The following is a 21797-nucleotide window of genomic DNA, read 5'->3' on the forward strand; positions in this document are numbered from 1 at the left end:
GTCGTTGGCAGCCAGGGCGGCGGCTACCCGGAGCGCCACGCCGCCGCCCTGGCTGCCAACGACTCGCTCAAGGCGGCGATCCGGGCCCACCACGCCGCCGGCCGGCCGATCCTCGCCGAGTGCGGGGGGCTGATGTACTGCGCCGAGACCCTGGTCGACGAGGGCGGCGCGGCCCACGGGATGCTCGGCCTCCTGCCGGGCCGGGCGGTGATGGGCGGCCGGCTCGCGGGGCTGGGGCTGCAGTCGCTGGCGCTGCCGGAGGGCGAGCTGCGCGGCCACACCTTCCACTACTCCCGCCTGGAGGGGCCGGCGGCGCCGGACGCCTATACGCGCCGGCGCGGCGGCAGCGCCGCCGAGCCGCTCTACCGCCGCGGCGCGCTGACCGCCACCTACTTCCACGCCTACTTCCCCTCGGCGCCGCAGGCGGTGGCCCGGCTGCTCGGCGGCCCCGTCAAGCCCGACGACAGTGACGGCCCCCAGAGCGCCCTGGCAGGCTAGGTCCTTTGCGGCAGCGACAGAGAGCAGCGCCTATGCAGTCCGAGGCCAAGGGGGATCGGCAGCGCCCTACCGCCGGCGAGGATCGCGGCGTGCTGCTGGTCCTGACCGGGGCAGGGAAGGGCAAGAGCTCCTCGGCCTTCGGCATGGTCGCCCGCGCCCTCGGCCACGGCCGGCGTGCCGGGGTGATGCGCTTCCTCGAGGAGGCGGGCGCGGACGGGGCGGCCCGCTTCCTCCGCGGCCAGCCGGGGGTCGACTGGCGGGTCGCCGGCGAGGGGGCGGCCGGCGAGCCCGGCGACGGGCAGGACCGGGCTGAGGCGGCCCGGCAGGCGTGGGCGGTAGCCCGCGCCTGGCTGAGCGAGACGGGCCCGGAGCTGGTGGTCCTCGATGAGCTCAACATCGCGCTGCGCTACGAGTACCTGGCGCTCGAGGAGGTGCTCGAGGACCTCGCGCGGCGCCCGGCCTGGCAGCACGTGGTGGTGACCGGCCGCTACGCCCAGCAGCCGCTGATGGAGGCCGCCGATACGGTCAGCGAGATCAAGGCGGTGCGCCACGCCCACGACGCCGGCGTGCCCGCCCAGCCGGGGCTCGACCGGTGAGCGCCCGCACCCTGATGCTCCAGGGGACCTGCTCCGGCGCCGGCAAGACGGCGCTGGTCGCCGGGCTCTGCCGCCTGCTCGCCCGGCGCGGCGTGCGGGTGGCCCCCTTCAAGCCGCAGAACATGAGCAACAACGCCGCCGTCACCGCCGACGGCGGCGAGATCGGCCGCGGCCAGTGGCTCCAGGCCGTCGCCGCCGGGCTCGAGGCCCACACCGACATGAACCCGGTGCTGCTCAAGCCCGAGGCCGACCGCACCGCGCAGGTGGTGGTCCAGGGGCAGGTGACCGGCCGGCTCGAGGCGCGGGCCTTCCGCGAGGCGCGCCAGCCGCTGCTGGCGCCGGCGCTCGCCTCCTTCGAGCGGCTGCGGGCGGGCTACGACGCGGTCCTCGTCGAGGGCGCCGGCTCGCCGGCGGAGCCGAACCTGCGCGCCGGCGATATCGCCAACATGGGCTTCGCCGAGGCGGCGGACGTGCCGGTCTGGGTCGTCGGCGACATCGACCGCGGCGGCGTCTTCGCCTCGCTGCTCGGCACCCTGGAGTGGCTCGAGCCCGGCGACCGCGCCCGGGTCGAGGCCCTGCTCATCAACCGCTTCCGCGGCAGCCCCGAGCTCCTCGGCGAGGCCCCGGCGCAGCTCGAGGCGCGCGGCGGGGTGCCGGTGGCCGGCGTGGTGCCGGCGGTGGCGGGGCTGCACCTGCCCGAGGAGGACGCCCCCTACCGCATGGCCGGGCCGCGGGGCGCCGGCGGCGCCCTGCAGGTGGCCGCCGTGGCGTACCCGCGGCTGAGCAACCACGACGACCTCGACGCCCTGGAGGCCGAGCCCGGCGTCCACGTCCGCCTCGCCCGCCGGCCCGCGGAGCTCGACGGTGCCGACCTGGTCGTGCTGCCGGGCTCCAAGCACGTCCGCTCGGACCTGGCCTGGCTGCGCGAGGCGGGCATGGCCGAGGCGCTGCTGCGCCACGTGCGCTACGGCGGCCGGGTGATCGGCCTCTGCGGCGGGCTGCAGATGCTCGGCGAGGCGATCGAGGACCCCGAGGGCGTGGAGGGCGGCGGCAGCGCCGCGGGGCTGGGTCTGCTGCCGGTGCACACCCGCCTGGCGCCGTCCAAGCGCCTCGCCGAGGTCGAGGCCACCGCCCGGTGGCCGGCGCCGGCGGCGGTCCACGGCTACGAGATCCACCACGGGGTCACCGGCGGCGACCCGGCGCTCTTCCCCTTCGTCGCCCGCTCCGCCGACGGCCGGGTGCTGGGCAGCTACCTCCACCGCCTCTTCGACAGCGGCCCCTTCCGCCGGGCCCTGCTCCTGGAGCTCTTCGGCCTGGAGGGCGAGGGCGGCGACGAGCGGGCGCGGATCCGCGCCGAGCTGGACCGGCTGGCCGACGCCCTGGAGGCGGCCCTGGCCCCGGGCTGGCTGGCGCGCCTGATCCCCTAGCCCAGCGCCGCCGCCAGGGTGTCGGCGATGCGGGCGTCGAGCCAGTAGCGGGGGCGCCCCGGCACGGCGCCGGCGACGAAGCCCACGTGGCCGCCGTGCCCCTGGAGATCGAGCTGGACGCCGGGGCCGAGCTCCGCGGCGCCGGGGATCGTGGCCGCCGGCACGAAGGGGTCGTCGGCGGCGTGGATCACGGTGGTCGGCTGGCGGATGGCGCCGAGGCGCTGCCGGCAGCTCGCCTGCGCGTAGTAGTCGGCGCTGTCGCGGAAGCCGTGCAGCGGGGCGGTGAGCAGCTCGTCGAACTCGCGCAGGCGGCGGATGCGCCGGATCCGGGCCACGGGGACCGGGCTGTCGTCGCGGGCGGCGAACTTGCGCCGGCTGCGCANGCGCAGCAGGTGGCGCTGGTAGGCCCGGGCGAAGCCGCGCTCGAGGGCGTCGGCGCAGGGGGCGAGCTCGAAGGGCACGGAGACCGCCACGGCGTGGGCCAGCGGGGCGTCGCCGCGCTCGCCGAGCCAGTTGAGCAGCGTGGCGCCGCTCAGCGAGAAGCCGCAGGCGGCCAGGGGCCGCCCCGGGTGGCGCCGGCGCAGGGTCTCGGCCACGTAGTCGAGGTCGTCCCAGGCGGCGGCGTGGTAGGAGCGGCGGTTGCGGTTCGGGCGGCGTCCGGCGCCCCGGGACTCGACGATGACGGTGCCGATCCTGCGCCGGGCCAGCGCCGCGGCGAGCCCGAGCACGTAGGGCGATCCGGCGTCGCCGCCGAGGCCGTGGCCGATGATCACGAGCCCGCGCCCGGGCAGCCCCCACGCCAGCTCCAGGAAGTCGCCGTCGGGCAGCTCCAGGGTCTCGGGCCGCAGCGCCGGCCGCGGCGGGCGGCGCAGCAGGGCGGGGTAGACCGTCTGGGCGTGGCGCCCGGGCAGCCACCAGGCGGGCCGGAAGGCCGCCGCCCCCCTACGCCGGTCCCGGCTGCGCCGCTGCCCGTCCGCTGAGATCGACGTACTCGGTGACATCGCAGTGCTCGCCGCCGGCCCGGGGCAGCTCGCAGACGAAGGTCGCCCCCTCGCCGGGGCGGCTCTCCACCCATAGCCGGCCCCAGTGGGCGTCGGTGATGAGCCGGCAGATGGTCAGCCCGAGGCCGCTACCCACGGGCTTGCCGGCCTGCTGGCTCGAGACCTGGTGGAACTTGTCGAAGATCCGCCGCCGGTCCGCCTCGCTGACGCCGGGGCCGTTGTCCGCCACCTCCAGGCGCAGGGTGTCGCCGCTGCCCGCGTGCAGGCGCAGCCAGACCTGCCCCTGCTCGGGGTCGCTGAACTTGGTGGCGTTGGAGAGGAGGTTGATGACCAGCTGGATGAGCCGGTCGGGGTCGCCCTTGACCGCCGGCTCGTCGCAGTCGAGGGCGGTCTCCAGCGCTGTGCCGCGCTCGGCGAAGAGCTGCTGGGTGGACTCCGCCGCCTCGCGGGCGATCCGGGCGAGGTCGATGTCCTGGAGCTGCCACTCCGCCGAGCCGCTCTCGATCTTCGACAGGTCGAGGACCTGGTTGATCAGGCGGGTCAGCCGCTCGCTCTCGCGGACGACGACCTCGAGGAACTCGCGGCGCTGCCCGGCGTCCATCTCCGGGTTGTTGAGCAGGATCTCGCCGAAGGCGCGGATGGAGGTCAGGGGGGTGCGCAGCTCGTGGCTGACCATGGAGACGAACTCGTCCTTGAGCTGGTCGAGCTCCTGGAGCCGCGCGTTGGCGGCGCGCAGCTCGCCGGTGACCGACTCGAGCCGCCGGGCGCGCTCGACGGCCGAGGCGGCGGCGCCGAGCAGCGCCGCCAGGCCCTCGGGACCCACCCCCTCGCCCCGGGCGAGGGCCGGGGCCACGGCGCGGGCCGCCTCCGGGCCGAGGGCCTCGGCGAGGGCCGTTTCGAGCCCCGCCTCGCCGCCGGCCGACCCGTCGTGGCCGGCCAGCCGGTCGAGCGCCGCCTGCAGTGTGTCGTCGCCCTGGCTCATCGCGCTAGAACTGCCCCTGCTGCTTGCGGACCTCGATCATCTGCTCGGAGGCCTCGACGGCCTCGCGCAGGGTGCGCACGCCGCGCTCGGCGAGCAGCGGCAGCATCTGCCCGAGGATCTCGGCGGTGACCAGCGTATCGCCGAGGGCGGTGTGGCGGCCGCTGACGTCGACGCCGAGGCGCTGGGCGATGGCCTCGAGGGTGTGCTCCGGGGTGTGGTCGTGGAGGAAGACCGACAGCAACAGGGTGTCGAGGACCGGGTTGTCGAAGCGCAGCCCGCACTGCGCCTCCTTGAGGCGGATGAACTTCATGTCGAAGGCGGCGTTGTGGGCGACGAGCACCGAGTCGCCGACGAAGGCCTTGAACTGCGGGAGCACCGTGTCGATCCCGGGCTTGTCGGCGACCATCTCGTCGCGGATGCCGTGGAACCGGATCGAGGCCTTGGGGATGGGCCGGCCCGGGTTGACCAGCCGCTCGAAGCGCTCGCCCTCGAGGATGCGCCCGTTGACCACCCGCACCCCGGCGATGGCGATGATCTCGTCGCCCTCCGAGGGGGCGAGGCCGGTCGTCTCGGTGTCGAAGACGACGTAGGAGAGCTCCTTGAGGGGGCGCTCGAGGCGGTCGCCGATCTCCCCCGCCTGGTCGGCGAGGGAGAAGTCGTAGAACTCCGGGCGCGGCGGCAGCCGCTCCTCCGGCTGCTCCCACTGGCGCCGCGAGGCGGGCACGGGGATGCGGATCAGGGCCCGGCCGGGCTGGCGCGGGTGGGCCTGGCTCCAGGCGAGGCTGTCGTGGCGCTCGAGGACGCCGCGCGGGGTGTGCTGCCCGGTGGCCTCGGGCAGCTCCTCGTCGAGCCACGCCTCGAGGCGCTGGGTGGCCACCGGCTCGCCGGCCCAGGAGAGGTCGAGGTAGACCCGCCGGTCGCCCATCAGCGGCTCGGCGCGCACGGCGGCGACCCCGTGCTGCTCGTGGAGCCGGCGCAGCAGGCGCTCGAGGACGAGCCCGAGGGCGTGGCTCTCGGCGTGGAGCCACAGGGGGATGCCGGCCACCTCGACCTCGGGCAGCCCGTCCGGGTAGCGGCGCAGGACGCTGGTGAACAGGTCCGAGCTATTGATGTCGGCCATGGTCCACGGCGCCGAGACGAGCCGCTGGGTCTCCCGCGCCATGCGCTCGAAGCGCTGGCTCAGCTCGCCGCTCTCCTCGGCGAGCATCGACTCGAACGCCCGGCGCCGCTCGGCGGGCAGCTCCCCGGCCTCCTGGAGGCTCTCGGCGGCGGCGCGCAGGTTGGCCAGCGGGGCGCGCAGCGACTCCACGGCGCTGCGCAGGGCGTGGTCGCGCCGGGCGACGCCCTCGATCTTGCGCGTGATGTCCTCGAGGGTCAGCACGAAGCCGGCGCGCAGCGGGCTGGCGGCCGGCAGCAGGCTCATCCAGCAGTGGAGCAGGACGCCGTCGTCAACGCTGGCGCAGACGAGCTCGGCGCGGTTCTCGGCGCTGTGCGCCGCCTCGCCCCGGGCGAGGCGGCTCTGGAGCATCTCCAGGGTGTGGTCGATGGCCGAGGGGGTGAGCACCTCGTAGATCGAGCGCCCGAGGCCGAGGGCGTCGCTGCGCAGGGTCCGCGCGGCGGCCGGGTTGTAGAGGAGGATGCGGCCGTCGCTGTCGCAGACGAGCACCCCCTGCTGGATCTCGCGCAGGACGATCTCCAGGCGGGCCTTCTGGTGCTCCGAGCCCTGGGCGCCGGAGGCCAGGGCCTGGGCGACCTCGCGGCGGGCGGTGTAGAGGCTGGCGCCGAGGCTCTGCAGGCTCTCGGGGAGCTCGCCGAGCAGGTGGCGGCGCGGGATCTCCAGCTCGTGGCCCGGGTTGGAGTGGGCCATGATCGACGCCCCGCGGGCGAGGGCGCCGAGCGGCCGGATGAGGACGGCGTCGAGCAGGATCCAGGTGCCGAGCACGGCGAGGAGCAGGAGCGCCCCGCCGGCCCCGAAGGCGAGCGCCGTGCGGGTGCGCTCGGGGCCGTCGGGGATGGCGCCGAGGCTGAGCAGGCCGAGGGCGGTGAGCGTCCCGGCGCTGACCAGGAGCAGCGCGATCCCCGGCGCCCAGAACCGGAGCCGGCGGCGGGCGGCGGCGCCGGCCATCTCAGGAGGCCTCGCCGGCGAGCACGCTCTGCACCGTCTCCACGACCTCCTGGGTGGAGAAGGGCTTGGTGATGTAGTCGTCGGCCCCCATGGCCAGCCCCTTCTCGCGCTCGACGTCGCGGCCCTTGGCGGTGAGCATGATCACCGGCAGCTGGGCCCACTCCGGGCGGCGGCGGATCTGCTGGCAGACCTCGTAGCCGTCCTTCTTCGGCATCATGACGTCGAGCAGGACGAGATCCGGCTTGCCGGCCTCGAGCGCCGCGAGCGCCTGCTCGCCGTCCTCGGCGGTGCGCACCCGGTAGCCGGCCTGGCGCATGAGGAACTCCAGCGACAGGACGATGTTCGACTCGTCGTCGACGATCAGGATCTCTTGGCTCATCTTCCGGACGCTCTCCTCTCTCTGGTCGTGGGCCGCCTCGGGGTCGCCGCGCGCCGCTACAGGCCGAAGACGCCCTGGACCCGGTCCTGGAAGCGCTTGACGGCCCGCATGCTCGTGGCCAGGGACTGGCGGGTCAGCTCGTCGAGGGCGGCGGGGTCGATGTACTTGTCCGGGGTCTCGCCGCGCTGGTGCTGCTCGATCTGGTGGGTCAGCAGCAGGTCGAAGAGCTCCTCGTAGGCGGCGAGCACGGCGTCGACCATCTCGCCGGTCAGCAGCCCCTCGCGGCGCAGCGCCTTGAGCCGGGCGACGGTGTTGGTCTCGCGGACCGCCGCCGAGAGGGCGTAGATGCGCGCGCCGTTGCCGATGATGCGCAGCCCCTTGCGCTTGATGTCGACCCGCCCCTTGGCGTCGTCGCGGCTCGAGCGGATCAGCCGGTTGAACAGCCCCACCGCCGGCTGGCCCTCGGCGTCGTCGGCGGCGAGGAAGCGCAGCAGCCGCGGGTGCTGCTCGAGCTCGGCGATGGAGGCCTCCCAGAGGCCGTCGACCAGCGCCTCGTCGCCGTAGAGCAGCTCGAAGTCGAAGAAGATGTTCCCCCAGCGCGCCGCCTTGGGGCCCGGGTGGTGCGCCATGGCGCGGACCTGCTCGCACCACTCGGCGAGCCGGCGGCGGTACTCCGGGTTGCGCGCCATGATCCCGCCCTTGCACCACTCGTAGCCGAGCTCGTCGAGCCGGGTGTTGACCCGCTCGGTGAAGGCCTCGAACCAGCGGGCCTCGGCGGCGTCGAGGGCGCGCGGGGCGCTCTCGCCGGGCGGGGCGTCGGCGATGATGATGGCGTTGTCCTGGTCCGGGTTGATCAGCCCCTCGCGCCGGGCGAGGGAGCCGAGGACGATCAGCGCGTAGCCGCGCGGCGGCTCGCCGAGGCCCTCGTCGCGCAGCTCGGCGAGGGCGAGGTCGATGCAGCGGCGCTGCAGCTGCAGGTGGTACTCGCTGAGCAGGTAGGCGGCGCGGCTCGCCTCGCGGTTGTTGCTCCACGCCTCGCGGGCGACGTAGCTGACCTCGCCGGCGAGGGCGCGCAGCTCCTCGAGGCTGGCGGCGCGGCTGATGCGCTCCCGCATGACGGTCTGCTGGGCGAGCACGGCGTGGAGCATGTTGGTCTGGGAGATCATCCCCACCGGGCGATCGCCCTCCATGACCACAAGGTAGCGCACCCCCTCGCGGGCCTGGACCTCCTGGGCCGCGGAGAGGGGGGTGTCCGGGGTGATGGCGGTGAAGCGCTCGGCCGCCTCGGCCACCGAGGCCTGGGGGCTGAGCCCGCGGGTGAACAGCGCCCGGGCGAGGGTGCGGATCGTCGCCAGGCCGATGAGCCCGCCCGCCTCGTCGAGGACGGCGAGGCTGCCGATGCGCCGCTCGTCCATGAGCGCGAAGGCCTCGGCGAGGGTGCAGTCCGGCTGGCGGTAGGTCAGCGGCGTGGTCATCACGCTGCGCGCCTGCTGGGAGAGGGCGCCGGTGGGGCTGCCGCGGTGCTGCCAGGAGTTGGCGCGGATGCGGTCGGCGATGATCCGGCTGAGGGTGTCGGCGAGGGCGGGGTGATCCTGCTCGAGGGCGCGGACGTCGTCGAAGGGGACCTCGATGACCTGGGTCGGCCGGGCGGCGCGGGCGGTGAGGGTGTAGGGCTCGTCGTCGAAGTAGCTCGACAGGGCGAGCAGCGCCACCGGCTCCTGGGAGGTGACCACGCTCTGGGCGTCGATGAGGTCGACGCGCCCCTCGTAGACGATGTAGAGCAGGTCGCGGTCGGGGTCGCCGAGGTGGAAGAGGACCTCGCCGGGCTGCAGGCTGCGCACCCGGCCGCGGGCGAGCAGCGCCTCGAGGACCTCGTCGTCGAGGCCGCTGAAGGCCTCGCCGGCGGCGATCCGGCGGATCTCCGACTGGCCCACCTGGCTGCTCGCCTCGGACGCGCTCATCGCTCCCCCTCCTCGCCCGCCCCTCTAGGCGGGCCTCTCGGCATCATGCCCCATCGGGGCGCGGGGGGACAAACCCGCCGGGTGTTACCGCCGGGAACGGCCCGGCTGTTACGTGCGGTAACGGGTAACACGCCCCCGCACCGGGGTCTCTGCGCAAGGTGCTGATTCGCCGGGCGGCCGATCCTGGCACGATTTTCGCAATCCCGGGCCCGATGATCCCGGACGGGATCGTCCTTCCTTCATAACCAATAAATGAGGGGGAGACTCCATGGAACCGATGGCCATATGGCTGTTCGTATTCGTAGCCCTCTACTGGGGCTACTGTATCTTCTGGGGCATCAAGGGTGCCCTGTGGTCGCGCACGGCCAGCGACTACTTCGTCGCCGGCCGCTCCGTCAGCATGTGGGTGTTCATCCTCGCAGCGACGGCGACCTCCTTCTCGGGCTGGACCTTCGTCGGCCACCCGGGACTGATCTACGTGGACGGCTTCCAGTACGCCTACGCGTCGTTCTACTCGATCACCATCCCGTTCACCGGCATGATGTTCCTCAAGCGCCAGTGGATGATCGGCAAGCGCTGGGGCTACATCACGCCGGGCGAGATGTTCGCCGACTACTTCCGGACCGACTCGATCCGGATCCTGATCCTGATCGTGGCGCTGATCTTCGCGGTGCCGTACCTCGGCATCCAGCTGCGCGCCTCGGGCTTCCTGTTCAACGTCCTGACGGACGGGGCCCTCGGCGTGACGGTCGGGATGTGGCTGCTCTCGCTGGTGGTCCTGTTCTACGTCGCGCTCGGCGGGCTGCGGGCCGTGGCCTACGTCGACGCCGCCCAGGCGGTGATGCTGATGGTCGGCATCCTGGTCATCGGCGTGGTCGCCATGTACTACGTCGGCAGCTGGGCGGACTTCACCCACGGGATCGCGGCCCTCGCCGAGTGGGATGTGGCCACCGGTGGCGCGGCCGAGACCTCGCCGGGGATGACACCGGCCGGCCAGAGCGGCTACGTCGCCATCCCCGGGGTGATCCAGTGGGTCGGCGCCGGCGCCCAGGCCCAGGGCGGCGCCTGGACCGGCATCATGAACCTCAGCTACATGTTCGCCCTGATGGGCATCATGGCGGCCCCGTCGTTCAGCATGTGGGCCTTCTCCAACAACGACCCGCGGCCCTTCGCGCCGCAGCAGACCTGGATGTCGCCGCTCGGCGTCGGCTTCCTGATGATGGTCTTCCTGGCCATCCAGGGCATGTCCGGCCACATCCTCGGCGGCAACACGGAGCTCGCCAAGGATATCTACGATCCGCAGTACGAGGAGCAGCTCGGCGAGTACCGGGACCTGTTCGAGGAGCGCAGCGACGCGGTGCTCCAGCGCGGGCTGATCGCCACCCACAACCCGGAGCTCAGCCCCGAGGAGGTGGAGCAGCGGATCGAGGCCGGCCTGCAGGCCCTGGAGAACGGGGAGGATCCCCGTGAGGCGGGCTGGGTCGACCTGGTCAAGGACGCCGGCGGCGACAGCGAGCTGGTGCCGCAGCTGGTGAGCATGCTCTCCACCGTGGCGCCCTGGCTGGCCGGCCTGCTGGCGGTCGCCGCCCTGGCGGCCATGCAGTCCACCGGCGCCGCCTACATGTCCACGACCAGCGGCATGTTCACCCGCGACCTGCTGCGCCGCTACATCATGCCCAACGCCAGCCACCGCGCCCAGGTCACGGCCGGGCGGATCTTCGTCGCGATCCTCATCTTCGCGGCGCTGATGGTGGCGACGTTCACCACGGACGCCCTGGTGCTGCTCGGCGGCCTGGCGACCGCCATGGGCACGCAGATGTGGGTGCCGCTGGCGGCGATCTGCTTCCTGCCGTGGCTCACCCGGCAAGGCGTCGTCACGGGCCTGATCGTCGGTGTCATCGCCGTGCTGCTCACGGAGAACATCGGCATCAACCTGCTCGGGGCCTTCGGTGTCGACCTCCCGTGGGGCCGCTGGCCGCTGACGCTGCACTCGGCCGCCTGGGGCGTGCTCCTCAACTTCCTGGTGGCCGTGTCGATCTCGGCGTTCACCCAGAACGAGGAGGACCGCAAGCACCGGATGACCTTCCACAGCTTCCTGCGCGAGCACGCCTCGCTCCCGGCGGAGAAGCGCCACCTGATCCCGCTGGGCTGGATCGTGGTCATCGTCTGGTTCTTCTTCGCCATGGGCCCGGGCGCCGTCATCGGCAACTGGCTCTTCGGCGACCCGAACAACCCCGATACCTGGTGGGTCTTCGGGATGCCGTCGATCTGGGTCTGGCAGCTCATCTGGTGGGTCCTGGGCATCGCCATGATGTGGTTCCTGTGCTACAGGCTCGAGATGAGCACCGTCCCGCAGAAGGAGGTCCAGGTCCTCTACGACGAGGACGCCGGGACGCACATGGACGTCAGCCGTCCCTAGCCCGTGGGGCTAGCGGACCGCTGCCGATGTCCGGTAAGCGTCGCAACGGGGCGGGGGAGGCCGCGGCCTTCCCCGCCCCCTTTCGTTGGAGGAGGTGACGAGCGGATGATGGAGACTGCTCTGTTTGTCTTCTACGTGGTCCTGCTGGCCGCGATGCTCGCCTACCCGGTGAGCCGCTGGATCTGGGCGCTGGCCGTGCGCAGCCTCCAGCGCGGCCTCGAGCGCGAGCTCACGGAGGCGGAGCTGGCCGAGCAGAAGCGCCGGGCCTGGCGGCTGACGGCGGTGATCTGCCCGGTCTTCTCGGTCCTGTTCAACCTGTCGACAGTGGGGTGGCCCCAGTAATGGTTATCACGGAGCGCAGCTATCGGATCCTCAAGGGCATCGCGGTGGCGGTGGTCATCGCCCCCGTGGCGTGGCTCGCCTATATGGGGTTCGTGCCCGAGCAGGGGCCGGGGGACATGGCGGCCACGGCCGGCGATCGGGCCTTCGCCGACGGCTACTACGAGCGCGCCCTCGACGAGTACAACGAGGCGCTGGCGCAGGACGCGGACCACCGCCCGGCGCTGCGCGGCAAGGCGCGCACCCTCGTCGAGATGGGCCGCTTCGAGGAGGCCATCGCCCTCTACGGCCGCTACCTGGAGATGGCCCCGAAGGCCGCCGGCGTCTACGCCAACCGCGGCATCGCCTACGACCGCATGGGCCGGCACGAGGAGGCCCTCGAGGACTACGAGCGGGCCCTGGCGCTCGACCCGGCCGTGGCCGACGGCCCGGGCTGGCTGACCCGCTTCCTGCACATGGGCGCCGAGGAGCCGCCGACGATCGCCGACCGCGCCGCCTACCTGCGCGAGCAGCTCGCGCTGCCCGCCGACGAGCGCAAGCTCGCCGATCCCGAGCAGGACCGGGCGCAGCGCAGCTACAGCCAGAAGCTGGAGTGACTCAGGAGGACAGCGGCGGGACGCCCCAGACGGTGAACCCCATGATGTCCACGAAGAGGAAGCGCAGGCTGAAGATCAGCGCGATGCACCCGAAGAGGAGGTGGACCGTCGGGTGCTCGCCGTTGTCGTCGGTATAGGTCAGCCCGTGCCAGGCGATGGCGGCGGTGACAAGGAAGTAGATCCACGGTGACATAGCCGCTCCCTTCGGGAAGAGCCAAGCAAGACCGCCCCGCCCGGCAGGGCCGGACGGGGCGGGACCATTACCGCCGGCAGGGGCGGTGCATCTACTGGTTCGCCCGCTCCTCGATGAGCGTGTCGACCACCGTCGGGTCCGCCAGCGTGCTGGTGTCGCCGAGGCTGTCGAGCTCGTTGGAGGCGACCTTGCGCAGGATCCGGCGCATGATCTTGCCCGAGCGGGTCTTCGGCAGGCCCGGGGCGAACTGGATGATGTCGGGCTTGGCGATGGGCCCGATCTCCTTGATGCACAGGTCGACGAGCTCCTTCTTGAGCTCGTCGCTCGGCTCCTCGCCGGCGACCAGGGTGACGTAGGCGTAGATGCCTTGGCCCTTGACGTCGTGGGGGTAGCCGACCACGGCCGCCTCGTTGACGAGGCTGTGCTCGACCAGGGCGCTCTCCACCTCGGCGGTGCCCAGCCGGTGGCCGGAGACGTTGATGACGTCGTCGACGCGGCCGGTGATCCAGTAGTAGCCGTCGGCGTCGCGCCGGGCGCCGTCGCCGGTGAAGTACTTGCCCGGGTAGGCGGCGAGGTAGGTGTTGATGAACCGCTCGTGGTCGCCGTAGATGGTGCGCATCATGCTCGGCCAGGCGCGGTTGATGACGAGGTTGCCCTCGGTGGCGCCCTCGAGCACCTTGCCGGCGCTGTCGACCAGCTGCGGCTCGACGCCGAAGAACGGCAGCGTCGCCGAGCCGGGCTTGAGGTCCGTGGCGCCGGGCAGCGGCGCGATCATGATCGCCCCGGTCTCGGTCTGCCACCAGGTGTCGACGATGGGGCAGCGGTCCTGGCCGACGGTGTGGTAGTACCACTCCCACGCCTCGGGGTTGATCGGCTCGCCGACCGTGCCGAGGATGCGCAGGCTCTGGCGCGAGGTCTTCTCGACGTACTCGTTCCCCTGGCCCATGAGCGCCCGGATGGCCGTCGGCGCCGTGTAGAAGATCGAGACGTTGTGCTTGTCGATGACCTGCCAGAAGCGGCTGGCGTCGGGGTAGGTGGGCACGCCCTCGAAGATGAGCGTCTTGGCGCCGTTGGCCAGCGGGCCGTAGACGATGTAGGAGTGGCCCGTGACCCAGCCGACGTCGGCCGTGCACCAGTAGACCTCGCCGTCCTGGTAGTCGAAGACGTACTTGTGGGTCATGGCGGTGCCGAGGAGGTAGCCGCCGGTGGTGTGCTGCACCCCCTTGGGCTTGCCGGTGGAGCCGGAGGTGTAGAGGATGAACAGCGGGTCCTCGGCGTCCATGTGCTCCGGCGGGCACTCCGGGGAGGCCTCGGCGCTGGCCTCGTGGAACCAGACGTCGCGGCCGTCGTGCCAGTCGATGTCGCCGCCGGTGCGCCGGACCACGAAGGTGGTCTTGACGTTGGGGCAGCCCTCAAGGGCCTTGTCGGTGTTCGCCTTGAGCGGGATCTTGCGCCCGCCGCGGATCCCCTCGTCGGCGGTGATCACCACCTCGCAGTCGGCGTCGAGGATGCGGTCGCGCAGCGCCTCGGGCGAGAAGCCGCCGAAGACCACCGAGTGCACCGCCCCGATGCGCGCGCAGGCGAGCATCGCCACGGCCGCCTCGGGGACCATGGGCAGGTAGATGCAGACCCGGTCGCCCTTCTTGACGCCGCGCGCCTTCATGGCGTTGGCGAAGCGGCCGACACGCTCGTAGAGGTCGCGGTAGGTGACGGTCTCGTCCTGGTCGGGCTCGTCGCCCTCCCAGATGATCGCCGCCTGGTCGCCGCGGGTCTCCAGGTGGCGGTCCACGCAGTTGTAGGCGACGTTGAGGGTGCCGCCCTTGAAGAAGCGGATATCGCCGCGGGCGAGATCCCAGTCGCAGGTGGTGCCCCACTTGCTGAACCAGTCCAGGAACTGCTCCGCCTGCTCGGACCAGAACCCCTCCGGGTCGTCGAGGGAGCGCTGGTACATCTGCTGATACTGCTCAAGCGTCAAGTGGGCGTCCCGCTTGACGCTCTCGGGGACGGGGTAGACCTTCGTCTCGGACATGAGCTCTCTCCTCCGGGGTTTCTTCTCGGTCAAGCCAGCCGCCGGGGATCGGCGGCGAAACGCTTAGCGGGCGCGCTCCAGCTCAAGGGGCAGGATACCAAAGCGCGCTGTTACGTGGTTGCACAAGGCGGCCCGCACACTGTGTCGAAAAGTAACACCCGGCGGCCGGCTAGCCGGAGCGGCCGCCGCCGCCGCTGCCCGGGCGCGGGATCCCGTGGCGCTGGCGCTTCTCCCAGAGCGCCTTGCGGCTGATGCCGAGCCCCCGCGCGAGGGCCGTCTCCGTCATCCGGTCCTGGTAGGTCAGCACATACTGCCGGAAGTACTCCTCCAGCGACAGGTCCTGGCGCACCGGCTCCGGGCCGCCCTCCGCCGGGGGCGGCTCCGGGCCCGCCGCCGCGGGCATGCCGAGCATCTCCGGGGTGATGGTCGCGCCCTCGCTGAGGATCACAGCGCGCTCGATGGTGTTCTCCATCTCGCGGACGTTGCCCGGCCAGTCGTAGCGCTGCATGGCCTCGATAGCCTCGTCGCTGAGGGCGAGCTGGGCGCGGTTGAGGCGCTGGCAGGTCTTCTGCAGCAGGAAGCGGGCCAGCTCGGGGATATCCGGCCGGCGCTCGCGCAGCGGCGGCAGCCGGATCTCCATGACGTCGATGCGGAAGAAGAGGTCCTCGCGGAACTGCCCGGCGGCGACCAGGGCCTTGAGGTCGCGGTGGGTGGCGGCGATCAGGCGGATGTCGACCCGCCGGGCGCTGGTCGAGCCGACCCGGCGGATCTCGCCCTCCTGGAGCACGCGCAGCAGCCGCCCCTGGGCCTGGTGGGGGAGCTCGCCGATCTCGTCGAGGAAGAGCGTGCCGCCGTCGGCGGACTCCACGAGCCCGCTGCGGGCGCCGACGGCGCCGGTGAAGGCGCCGCGCTCGTGGCCGAAGAGCTCGGCCTCGATCAGCGACTCGGGGATGGCGGCGCAGTTGACCGCCATCAGCGGCCCCTCGTGGCGCTCGCTGCGCTCGTGCAGGGCGCGGGCGACGAGCTCCTTGCCGGTGCCGGACTCGCCGAGGATGAGCACCGAGGTGTCGGTGGGGGCGACCTTGTAGATGCGCTCGAAGACCTGCTGCATCGGCTGGCAGTCGCCGACGATGCCGTGGACGGGGTAGTCGCGCTCGACGTGGGCCTTGAGCGCGGCGTTCTGGCGCTGCAGCCGGTGCTCCTTGAGGGCGCGCTCGACGGCGAGCAGCAGCTCGTCGTGGTCGAAGGGCTTGGCCACGTAGTCCACCGCCCCCTGGCGCATGGCCTCCACGGCCGAGGGGACGCTGGCGTAGCTGGTCATGATGATCACCGGCGCGCTCGTGCGCTCGATGGCCGCCGTGCCGGGCTCGCCGGGCAGGCGCAGGTCGGCGAGGACGAGGTCGAAGCCGTCGAGCTGCCAGCGCTCGGCGGCCTGCTCGAGGGAGTCGGCCTCGCAGACCCCGTAGCCGTTGCGCGCGAGCAGCCGCTGCAGCGCCTTGCGGATGACCGCCTCGTCCTCGATGAGCAGCACCTCGGCCATGCCCCTAGTCTACCTCCTCGCTCGGCTCCTGGCCGTCCCTCGCGGGCCCCGCCCGGTGCAGCGGCAGGGCGATCCACGCCGTGGTGCCGCCGCTGTCGGCGGTGATCGAGAACTCGCCGCCGTGGTCGCTGACGATGTTGTAGACCAGCGGCAGGCCGAGCCCCGTCCCCTGGCCCACCGGCTTCGTGGTGTAAAACGGCTCCAGCACCTTATCAAGGGTCTCGGCGGGGATGCCGGGGCCGTTGTCGACGACGCGGACCTGCGCCCGGTCGCCGACGAGCCGCGCCGAGACGGCGACGCGCCCGCCCTCCGGGCAGGCGTCGACGGTGTTGGAGAAGAGGTTGACGAAGACCTGGGCGAGGCGCTGGCGGTCGCCCGGCAGCTCCAGCTCCGCCGGGAGCTGGTTGTCGATCTCGAGCCGGCGGCCGCCCTTGCTCAGGCGCACCAGCCGGCGCGCCTCGTCGACGAGCTCGCGGAGGTTGACCGGCTGCGGGCGGCGCTCGTCGGCGGCGCCGGCGTGGGCGTAGCCGATCAGGGTCTGGACGATGTTGCTGATCCGCCGGGTCTGCTCGACGATGGCCTCGGCGCTCTCGCGGACCAGCTCGGGGTCGGTCTCGTCGCGCAGGTTCTGGGCCAGCGAGTCGATCCCCGTCACCGGGTTGCCGATCTCGTGGGCCACCCCGGCGGCGAGGCGGCCGATGGAGGCGAGCCGCTCGCTGTGGGCGAGCTCGCGCTCGAGCCGGCGGATGGGGGTGATGTCCTCGATGATCACCAGGGTGTCGCCGGTGCGCCCGAGCCCCGACTCGCGGATGCACGTCTTGTGCAGCGACAGCCAGCGGGTATCGCCGCCGGGCAGGGTGGCCTGGTCGTGGTGCTGCTGCGCCTGCTCGGCGGCGAGGAAGCGCTCCAGGGTCTCCGCCCACGGCGCCCCGAGGTCGCAGACCCGCGAGCCCAGGGCGCGGTCGGCGCTGATCCCCGAGAGGCCCTCCATGGCGGTGTTCCAGCGCACCACGCGGCGGTGGGAGGTGACGGCCACCACCCCCAGCGGCAGGTCCTCGAGGATCTGGCGGTGGTAGCGGCGCAGGCGGTCGAGCTCGGCGGCCAGCCCCCGGAAGCGGTTGCGCGAGGACTCCAGCTGCTCCTCGATCTGCCGGACGTTCTGCGCCAGGGCGGTGCGCGCCGAGCGGTCGAGCTGCAGCCGCTCGTCGACGATCATGCGGGCGAGCATCGGCCCCATCATCCCCGAGAGGTTGCGCTCGATCTGGTCGCGCAGGGCGCGGAGGCGGTCCGGGCGGCTCTCGCCCCAGCCCAGCCCCTGGTCGCCGAGGGCCTTGGCGACCTCCTTGCGGGCCGCCTCCTCGCCGGTGACGGGGGTGAGCTGGACGACGAACTGCGCCGGCGAGGCGGCCTCCAGGGCGCCGGCGGCCACCGGCGAGGCCTGGTCGTGGCAGACCTCGGCGGCCTGGCGCTCCGTGGGCCGCTGGGGGGTGAACAGCGAGACGCTGACGAACAGCACCCCGTTGAAGGCCAGCGACCAGAAGGTGGCGCTGCCGTAGAGGGCGGTCTCGTCCGCCGGGGCCCGGGGGAAGCCGAGCAGGAAGAACGGCTCGGTGCCGACGAGCGCCGGCAGCAGGACGGAGTCGAGCCAGATCAGGGCGCCGCCGAGCACCCCGGCGAGGAAGCCGTAGGCGTTGGCGCGCGGCCAGTAGAGCACGCCGATGATCCCCGGCAGGAACTGCGCGATGGCGAGGAACGACATCAGCCCCCAGGCCACCAGGGTCCCGCTGCGGTCGAGCAGCTCGTAGAAGGCGAAGCCGAGGACGATGAGCATCACGATCAGCAGGCGCCGGGTCCAGCGCAGGGTGGCGTAGAGGTCCGGCTCCTGGTGGGGGAGGGACTTGACCAGCGGCATGACCAGGTGGTTGAGGGTCATGGCCGACAGCGCCAGGGTGGCGACGATGATCATGGCGCTCGCCGCGGAGACGCCGCCGAGGTAGGCGAGCAGCGTCAGCGGCTGCGAGCCGGAGAGCGCCGCGACCCCCAGGACGTAGTAGTCCGGGTCGGTCTCCGGGGCCAGGGCGATCCCGGCCCAGAGGATCGGGGGGATGGCCAGCGACAGGAGCAGGAGGATCAGCGGGAACCCCCAGCTCGCGGTGATCAGGCTGCGCGGCGAGCGGTTCTCGGTGAAGAGCATGTGGAACTGCCGCGGCAGCAGGAAGGCGGCGGCGAAGGCGAGCGTGAGCAGGCTCAGCCACGGCCCCTCCAGGGCCGGGTCGTAGAAGCCCTCGAGGCGCTCGGGGTGCTCGGCGAGCCACGCCGAGAGCCCCCCCAGGTCGCCGAAGGCGAGGTCCACGGCCACCCAGGCGACGATCAGCAGCGCCCCGAGCTTGACCAGGCTCTCCACGCCGATGGCTACCACCAGCCCGGAGTGCTTCTCCCGCGGGGTGACGTGGCGGGCGCCGAAGACGATGGCGAAGACCGCCACGACCAGGCAGAAGGCCGCCGCCAGCGGCCGCGGGTCGTGGCCGCCGCCGGTGAGCACCAGGGTCGACTCCGCCACCGCGCGGATCTGCAGCGCGATGTACGGCAGGATCCCGGCGAGCATGATGGCGGTGACCAGCACCCCGGCGAGCTGGCTGGAGAAGCGGAAGGCGAAGACGTCGGCGATGGAGGTCAGCTGCTGGTTGCGCGTCAGCCGCAGCAGCGGGGCGAGGAGCACCGGCGTGAGCAGGAAGGCGGCGGTCACGCCGAGGTAGATGGTCAGGAAGGCGATGCCGTGCTCGGCGGCGAAGCCGACGGAGCCGTAGTAGCTCCAGGTGGTGGCGTAGACGCCCAGGGCGAAGACGTAGAAGGCCGGGTGGTGGGCGACGGCCCGGGGCAGCCAGCGCCGGTCGACGGCGTAGGCGAGGACGAAGAGCACGCCGAGGTAGGCGACCCCGCAGAGCAGCAGCGTCGGCAGGCTAAAGGCCACGGCGGCCCCAGCGCTCGAGGAGCCAGGCGGCGAGGGCGATCACCGCCGCCCAGCCGAGGTACGGCACGTACCACGGCGGCGCGGCGCTCAGCCACCACCGCGCGAAGGGCGTCGCCAGCAGGAAGAGCGCCAGCAGGAAGAGCGCGACGCCGGCGGCGGGCGCGGGATCGGCACGCAAGCGTTGGGCCTCCGGGCGGCTCAGCTCACCGCTGCCGGCCGTGGTGCTCCACCTCGACGGTTGTCCAGATCCCGCCGCGGACGTTGAATTGCGCCGTCAGGCGCATGAACCGCGGCTCCGCGGCGGCGACGAGATCGCCGAGGATGCGGTTGGTCACCGCCTCGTGGAAGGCGCCCTCGTCGCGGAACGACCAGATATAGCCCTTCAGCGACTTGAGCTCGAGGCAGCGCTGGTCCGGCACGTAGGCCAGCTGCAGGGTGGCGAAGTCCGGCTGCCCGGTCTTCGGGCACAGGCAGGTGAACTCCGGGATCTCCATGCGGATGGTGTAGTCCCGCTCCGGATTGGGGTTCTCGAAGGTCTCCAGGTCTCGGGAAGGGGCGCTGGCCATGGCTTTCCAAGGGAACGGCAAAGGCTGATAATAGCGCATAATTTTACCCCATTCGGGGCGCGCCGTCTCTACGATGCAGCTCAAGCGGATCAAGCTCGCCGGCTTCAAGTCCTTCGTCGACCCCACCTCGGTGCCCCTGCCCGGGCGCATGGTGGGGGTGGTCGGCCCCAACGGCTGCGGCAAGTCGAACATCATCGACGCCGTGCGCTGGGTCATGGGCGAGAGCTCGGCGAAGCACCTGCGCGGCGAGTCGCTGACCGACGTCATCTTCAACGGCTCCAGCGCCCGCTCCCCGGTCGGCAAGGCGAGCATCGAGCTGCTCTTCGACAACAGCGACGGGGCCATCGGCGGCCAGTACGCCGCCTTCAGCGAGATCTCCGTCAAGCGGCAGGTCAGCCGCGAGGGGCAGTCCCTCTACAGCCTCAACGGCACGCGCTGCCGGCGCCGGGACATCACCGACCTCTTCCTGGGCACCGGGCTGCGCCCGCGCGGCTACACCATCATCGAGCAGGGGATGATCTCCCGGGTCATCGAGGCCCGGCCCGAGGAGCTGCGCACCTACCTCGAGGAGGCCGCCGGGATCTCCGTCTACAAGGAGCGCCGGCGCGAGACGGAGCGGCGCATCCGCGACACCCGCGACAACCTCGAGCGCCTCGACGACGTCCGCGACGAGGTCTACCGCCAGCTCGAGAAGCTCCGGCGCCAGGCCGAGACGGCCGAGCAGTACCGCCAGCTCAAGGCCGAGGAGCGGCGCCTGGGCGCGGAGCTGTCGCTGCTGCGCCTGCGCGATCTCGATCGGCGCATCGGCGAGCGCGAGGCCACCAGCCGCGAGCGCGAGACCGAGCGCGAGGCCGCCGTCGCCGAGCAGCGCCGCCTCGAGCGCGAGATCGAGGCCCTGCGCGAGCGCGCCCGCGAGGGCAACGAGCGGCTCAACGCCGTCCAGGGCCGCTACTACGAGCTCGGCACCGAGCTCGCCTCCGTCGACGAGCGCATCCAGAGCGCCCGCGACCTGCGCCGGCGCCGCGAGGCCGAGCGCGACGAGGCCCGCCAGGCCCTCGAGGAGCTGGAGGCGACCCTGGCGAGCGACCGGGAGCAGCGCGAGACGCTGGCCGAGCGGCTCGAGGAGCTGGCGGCGGCGCTGGAGACGGCCGGCGCCGAGGAGGAGGCCGCCGAGGCCGCTCACGGGCAGGCGCGGGCGGCGTACGACGCCGGGCGCGACGAGGCCGAGGCGGCCCGCGGCGAGCAGGCCAGCGCCCAGCGCCGCGAGGAGGTCGAGCGCACCCGCGCCGACGCCGCCGCGCGGCGGGTCGCCGAGCTCGACGAGCGCCTCGCGGCGGTGGACGCCGAGCGCGAGGGGCTGAGCCTGGAGGCCCTGGAGGCGGAGATCGCCGAGCTCGAGGCCGAGGCCGAGCAGCTCGAGGCCGAGCTCGCCGAGCTGCAGCGCCGCCGGGACGAGGCGGCCGAGGCCCTGACGGCGCGGACCGGCGAGCGGGACGAGGCCGCCGAGGCGCTGGAGGCCGCCCGCGAGGCCCTCTCGGGGAGCCGGGCGCGGCTGACCTCCCTGGAGACGCTCCAGGAGTCGGCCCTCGGGCGCAGCGGCGACGAGCGCCAGGCCTGGCTGGCCGAGCGCGGCTGGGGCGAGGCGCCGCGGCTGGCCGAGGCCCTGGCGGTGGCGCCGGGCTGGGAGCGGGCCGTGGAGACGGTCCTCGGCGAGGCGTTGCAGGGGCTGTGCCTCGGCGCCGGCGCTGCGGCGCCCCTCGGCGAGGTGCCGCCCGGCGGGGCGCTGACCCTCGTCGAGGAGCGGCCCGACCCGGGCGGGCCGGGGGCCGCCGGGGAGGCCGGCGGCGATCGCCTGGCCGACCGGGTGGCGGGCAGCGCGGTCGCCGGCGAGCTCCTCGCCGGCGTGCGCTGCGCCCCCGACGAGGCCGCGGCGCTGCGCCTGCGCGAGGCGCTCGGCCCCGGCGAGAGTGTGGTCACGCCGGCGGGGGTCTGGCTCGGCGGCGGCTGGGCGCGCCTGCCGGGCCCCGACGGCGCCGACAGCGGCGTCCTCGAGCGCGAGCGGGAGATCCAGGCCCTGCGCGAGGAGGTCGCGGCCGCCGAGCAGCGGGTGGCGGCGCTCGAGCAGCGCCTCGCCGAGGCCCGGGAGGCCGTGGCCGAGGCCGAGGCGCAGCGCGA

16 protein-coding genes and 3 pseudogenes are annotated in these 21797 nt (G+C 73.1%); 7 read left to right on the forward strand and 12 right to left on the reverse strand.

Annotated elements, in window-relative coordinates:
- The 3 genes and pseudogenes from CKO13_RS04495 to CKO13_RS04505 form a co-directional block, all read left to right on the forward strand.
- Nucleotides 1-498, forward strand: a pseudogene (locus tag CKO13_RS04495) (hypothetical protein); the annotation flags it as partial.
- A gap of 32 nt (nucleotides 499-530) precedes the next feature.
- Entirely contained in the window at nucleotides 531-1094 is a 564-nt protein-coding gene (locus tag CKO13_RS04500; RefSeq protein ID WP_200257244.1) for a cob(I)yrinic acid a,c-diamide adenosyltransferase, read from the forward strand.
- Nucleotides 1091-2521, forward strand: a complete 1431-nt coding sequence (locus CKO13_RS04505; RefSeq protein WP_338034581.1) for a cobyric acid synthase — start codon at nucleotides 1091-1093, stop codon at nucleotides 2519-2521. Before CKO13_RS04500 ends, CKO13_RS04505 begins: the two co-directional genes overlap by 4 nt.
- Here the strand turns inward: CKO13_RS04505 and CKO13_RS12615 are convergent.
- The 6 genes and pseudogenes from CKO13_RS12615 to CKO13_RS04530 all read right to left on the reverse strand — a co-directional run.
- Nucleotides 2518-2903: pseudogene (locus CKO13_RS12615) on the reverse strand (hydrolase); the annotation flags it as partial. The gene CKO13_RS04505 and the pseudogene CKO13_RS12615 sit on opposite strands and share 4 nt — an antisense overlap.
- A 1-nt stretch (nucleotide 2904) precedes the next feature.
- A pseudogene (locus CKO13_RS12620) lies at nucleotides 2905-3522 on the reverse strand (YheT family hydrolase); the annotation flags it as partial.
- Nucleotides 3464-4504 carry a sensor histidine kinase gene (locus CKO13_RS04515; RefSeq protein ID WP_200257248.1) on the reverse strand — a complete coding sequence of 347 codons (1041 nt, stop codon included), beginning with the start codon at nucleotides 4502-4504 and terminating at the stop codon, nucleotides 3464-3466. The pseudogene CKO13_RS12620 and the gene CKO13_RS04515, both read right to left, overlap by 59 nt.
- A 4-nt stretch (nucleotides 4505-4508) precedes the next feature.
- Entirely contained in the window at nucleotides 4509-6629 is a 2121-nt protein-coding gene (locus CKO13_RS04520) for a 3'-5' exonuclease (RefSeq protein WP_200257252.1), read from the reverse strand.
- A gap of 1 nt (nucleotide 6630) precedes the next feature.
- Nucleotides 6631-7008 (reverse strand): response regulator transcription factor, encoded by a 378-nt coding sequence (locus CKO13_RS04525; RefSeq protein ID WP_200257253.1) that lies wholly within the window; start codon nucleotides 7006-7008, stop codon nucleotides 6631-6633.
- A gap of 56 nt (nucleotides 7009-7064) precedes the next feature.
- Nucleotides 7065-8969, reverse strand: coding sequence for a putative nucleotidyltransferase substrate binding domain-containing protein (locus CKO13_RS04530; protein WP_200257259.1), 1905 nt, complete (start codon nucleotides 8967-8969; stop codon nucleotides 7065-7067).
- Nucleotides 8970-9237: 268 nt separating this feature from the next.
- Between CKO13_RS04530 and CKO13_RS04535 the strand changes: the two genes are divergently transcribed.
- From CKO13_RS04535 to CKO13_RS04545, 3 genes are all read left to right on the forward strand, one after another.
- A complete protein-coding gene (locus tag CKO13_RS04535) occupies nucleotides 9238-11388 on the forward strand; it encodes a sodium:solute symporter family protein (RefSeq protein ID WP_200257261.1) in 2151 nt (716 codons plus the stop codon).
- Nucleotides 11389-11493: 105 nt separating this feature from the next.
- Nucleotides 11494-11730 (forward strand): hypothetical protein, encoded by a 237-nt coding sequence (locus tag CKO13_RS04540; RefSeq protein ID WP_200257263.1) that lies wholly within the window; start codon nucleotides 11494-11496, stop codon nucleotides 11728-11730.
- On the forward strand, nucleotides 11730-12323 hold the full coding sequence (locus CKO13_RS04545; RefSeq protein ID WP_200257269.1) for a tetratricopeptide repeat protein: 594 nt from the start codon (nucleotides 11730-11732) through the stop codon (nucleotides 12321-12323). The genes CKO13_RS04540 and CKO13_RS04545 overlap by 1 nt, the downstream gene beginning before the upstream one ends.
- Nucleotide 12324: 1 nt before the next feature.
- Here the strand turns inward: CKO13_RS04545 and CKO13_RS04550 are convergent, their stop codons facing one another.
- The 6 genes from CKO13_RS04550 to queF form a co-directional block, all read right to left on the reverse strand.
- Nucleotides 12325-12516, reverse strand: coding sequence for a hypothetical protein (locus CKO13_RS04550; RefSeq protein WP_200257270.1), 192 nt, complete (start codon nucleotides 12514-12516; stop codon nucleotides 12325-12327).
- 91 nt (nucleotides 12517-12607) lie between these two features.
- Nucleotides 12608-14545, reverse strand: a complete 1938-nt coding sequence (gene acs, locus CKO13_RS04555; RefSeq protein WP_200257271.1) for an acetate--CoA ligase — start codon at nucleotides 14543-14545, stop codon at nucleotides 12608-12610.
- A gap of 169 nt (nucleotides 14546-14714) precedes the next feature.
- Nucleotides 14715-16085: a sigma-54-dependent transcriptional regulator gene (locus tag CKO13_RS04560; protein ID WP_200257272.1), complete on the reverse strand. Its 1371-nt coding sequence runs from the start codon at nucleotides 16083-16085 to the stop codon at nucleotides 14715-14717.
- A 4-nt stretch (nucleotides 16086-16089) separates the two neighbouring features.
- Nucleotides 16090-19056: an ATP-binding protein gene (locus tag CKO13_RS04565; RefSeq protein ID WP_200257277.1), complete on the reverse strand. Its 2967-nt coding sequence runs from the start codon at nucleotides 19054-19056 to the stop codon at nucleotides 16090-16092.
- Nucleotides 19046-19234: a hypothetical protein gene (locus CKO13_RS04570; protein WP_200257279.1), complete on the reverse strand. Its 189-nt coding sequence runs from the start codon at nucleotides 19232-19234 to the stop codon at nucleotides 19046-19048. The genes CKO13_RS04565 and CKO13_RS04570 overlap by 11 nt, the downstream gene beginning before the upstream one ends.
- Nucleotides 19235-19259: 25 nt before the next feature.
- The gene (gene queF / locus CKO13_RS04575; RefSeq protein ID WP_200257281.1) at nucleotides 19260-19622 is read right to left on the reverse strand and encodes a preQ(1) synthase; all 363 of its coding nucleotides are present in this window, start codon (nucleotides 19620-19622) and stop codon (nucleotides 19260-19262) included.
- Nucleotides 19623-19695: 73 nt separating this feature from the next.
- On the opposite strand from queF, the gene smc reads away from it, so the two are divergent.
- A partial coding sequence (gene smc, locus CKO13_RS04580; protein ID WP_200257290.1) for a chromosome segregation protein SMC occupies nucleotides 19696-21797 on the forward strand: 2102 nt, incomplete at its 3' end.

The organism is Halorhodospira neutriphila (assembly GCF_016584055.1).
GTDB lineage: Bacteria > Pseudomonadota > Gammaproteobacteria > Nitrococcales > Halorhodospiraceae > Halorhodospira > Halorhodospira neutriphila.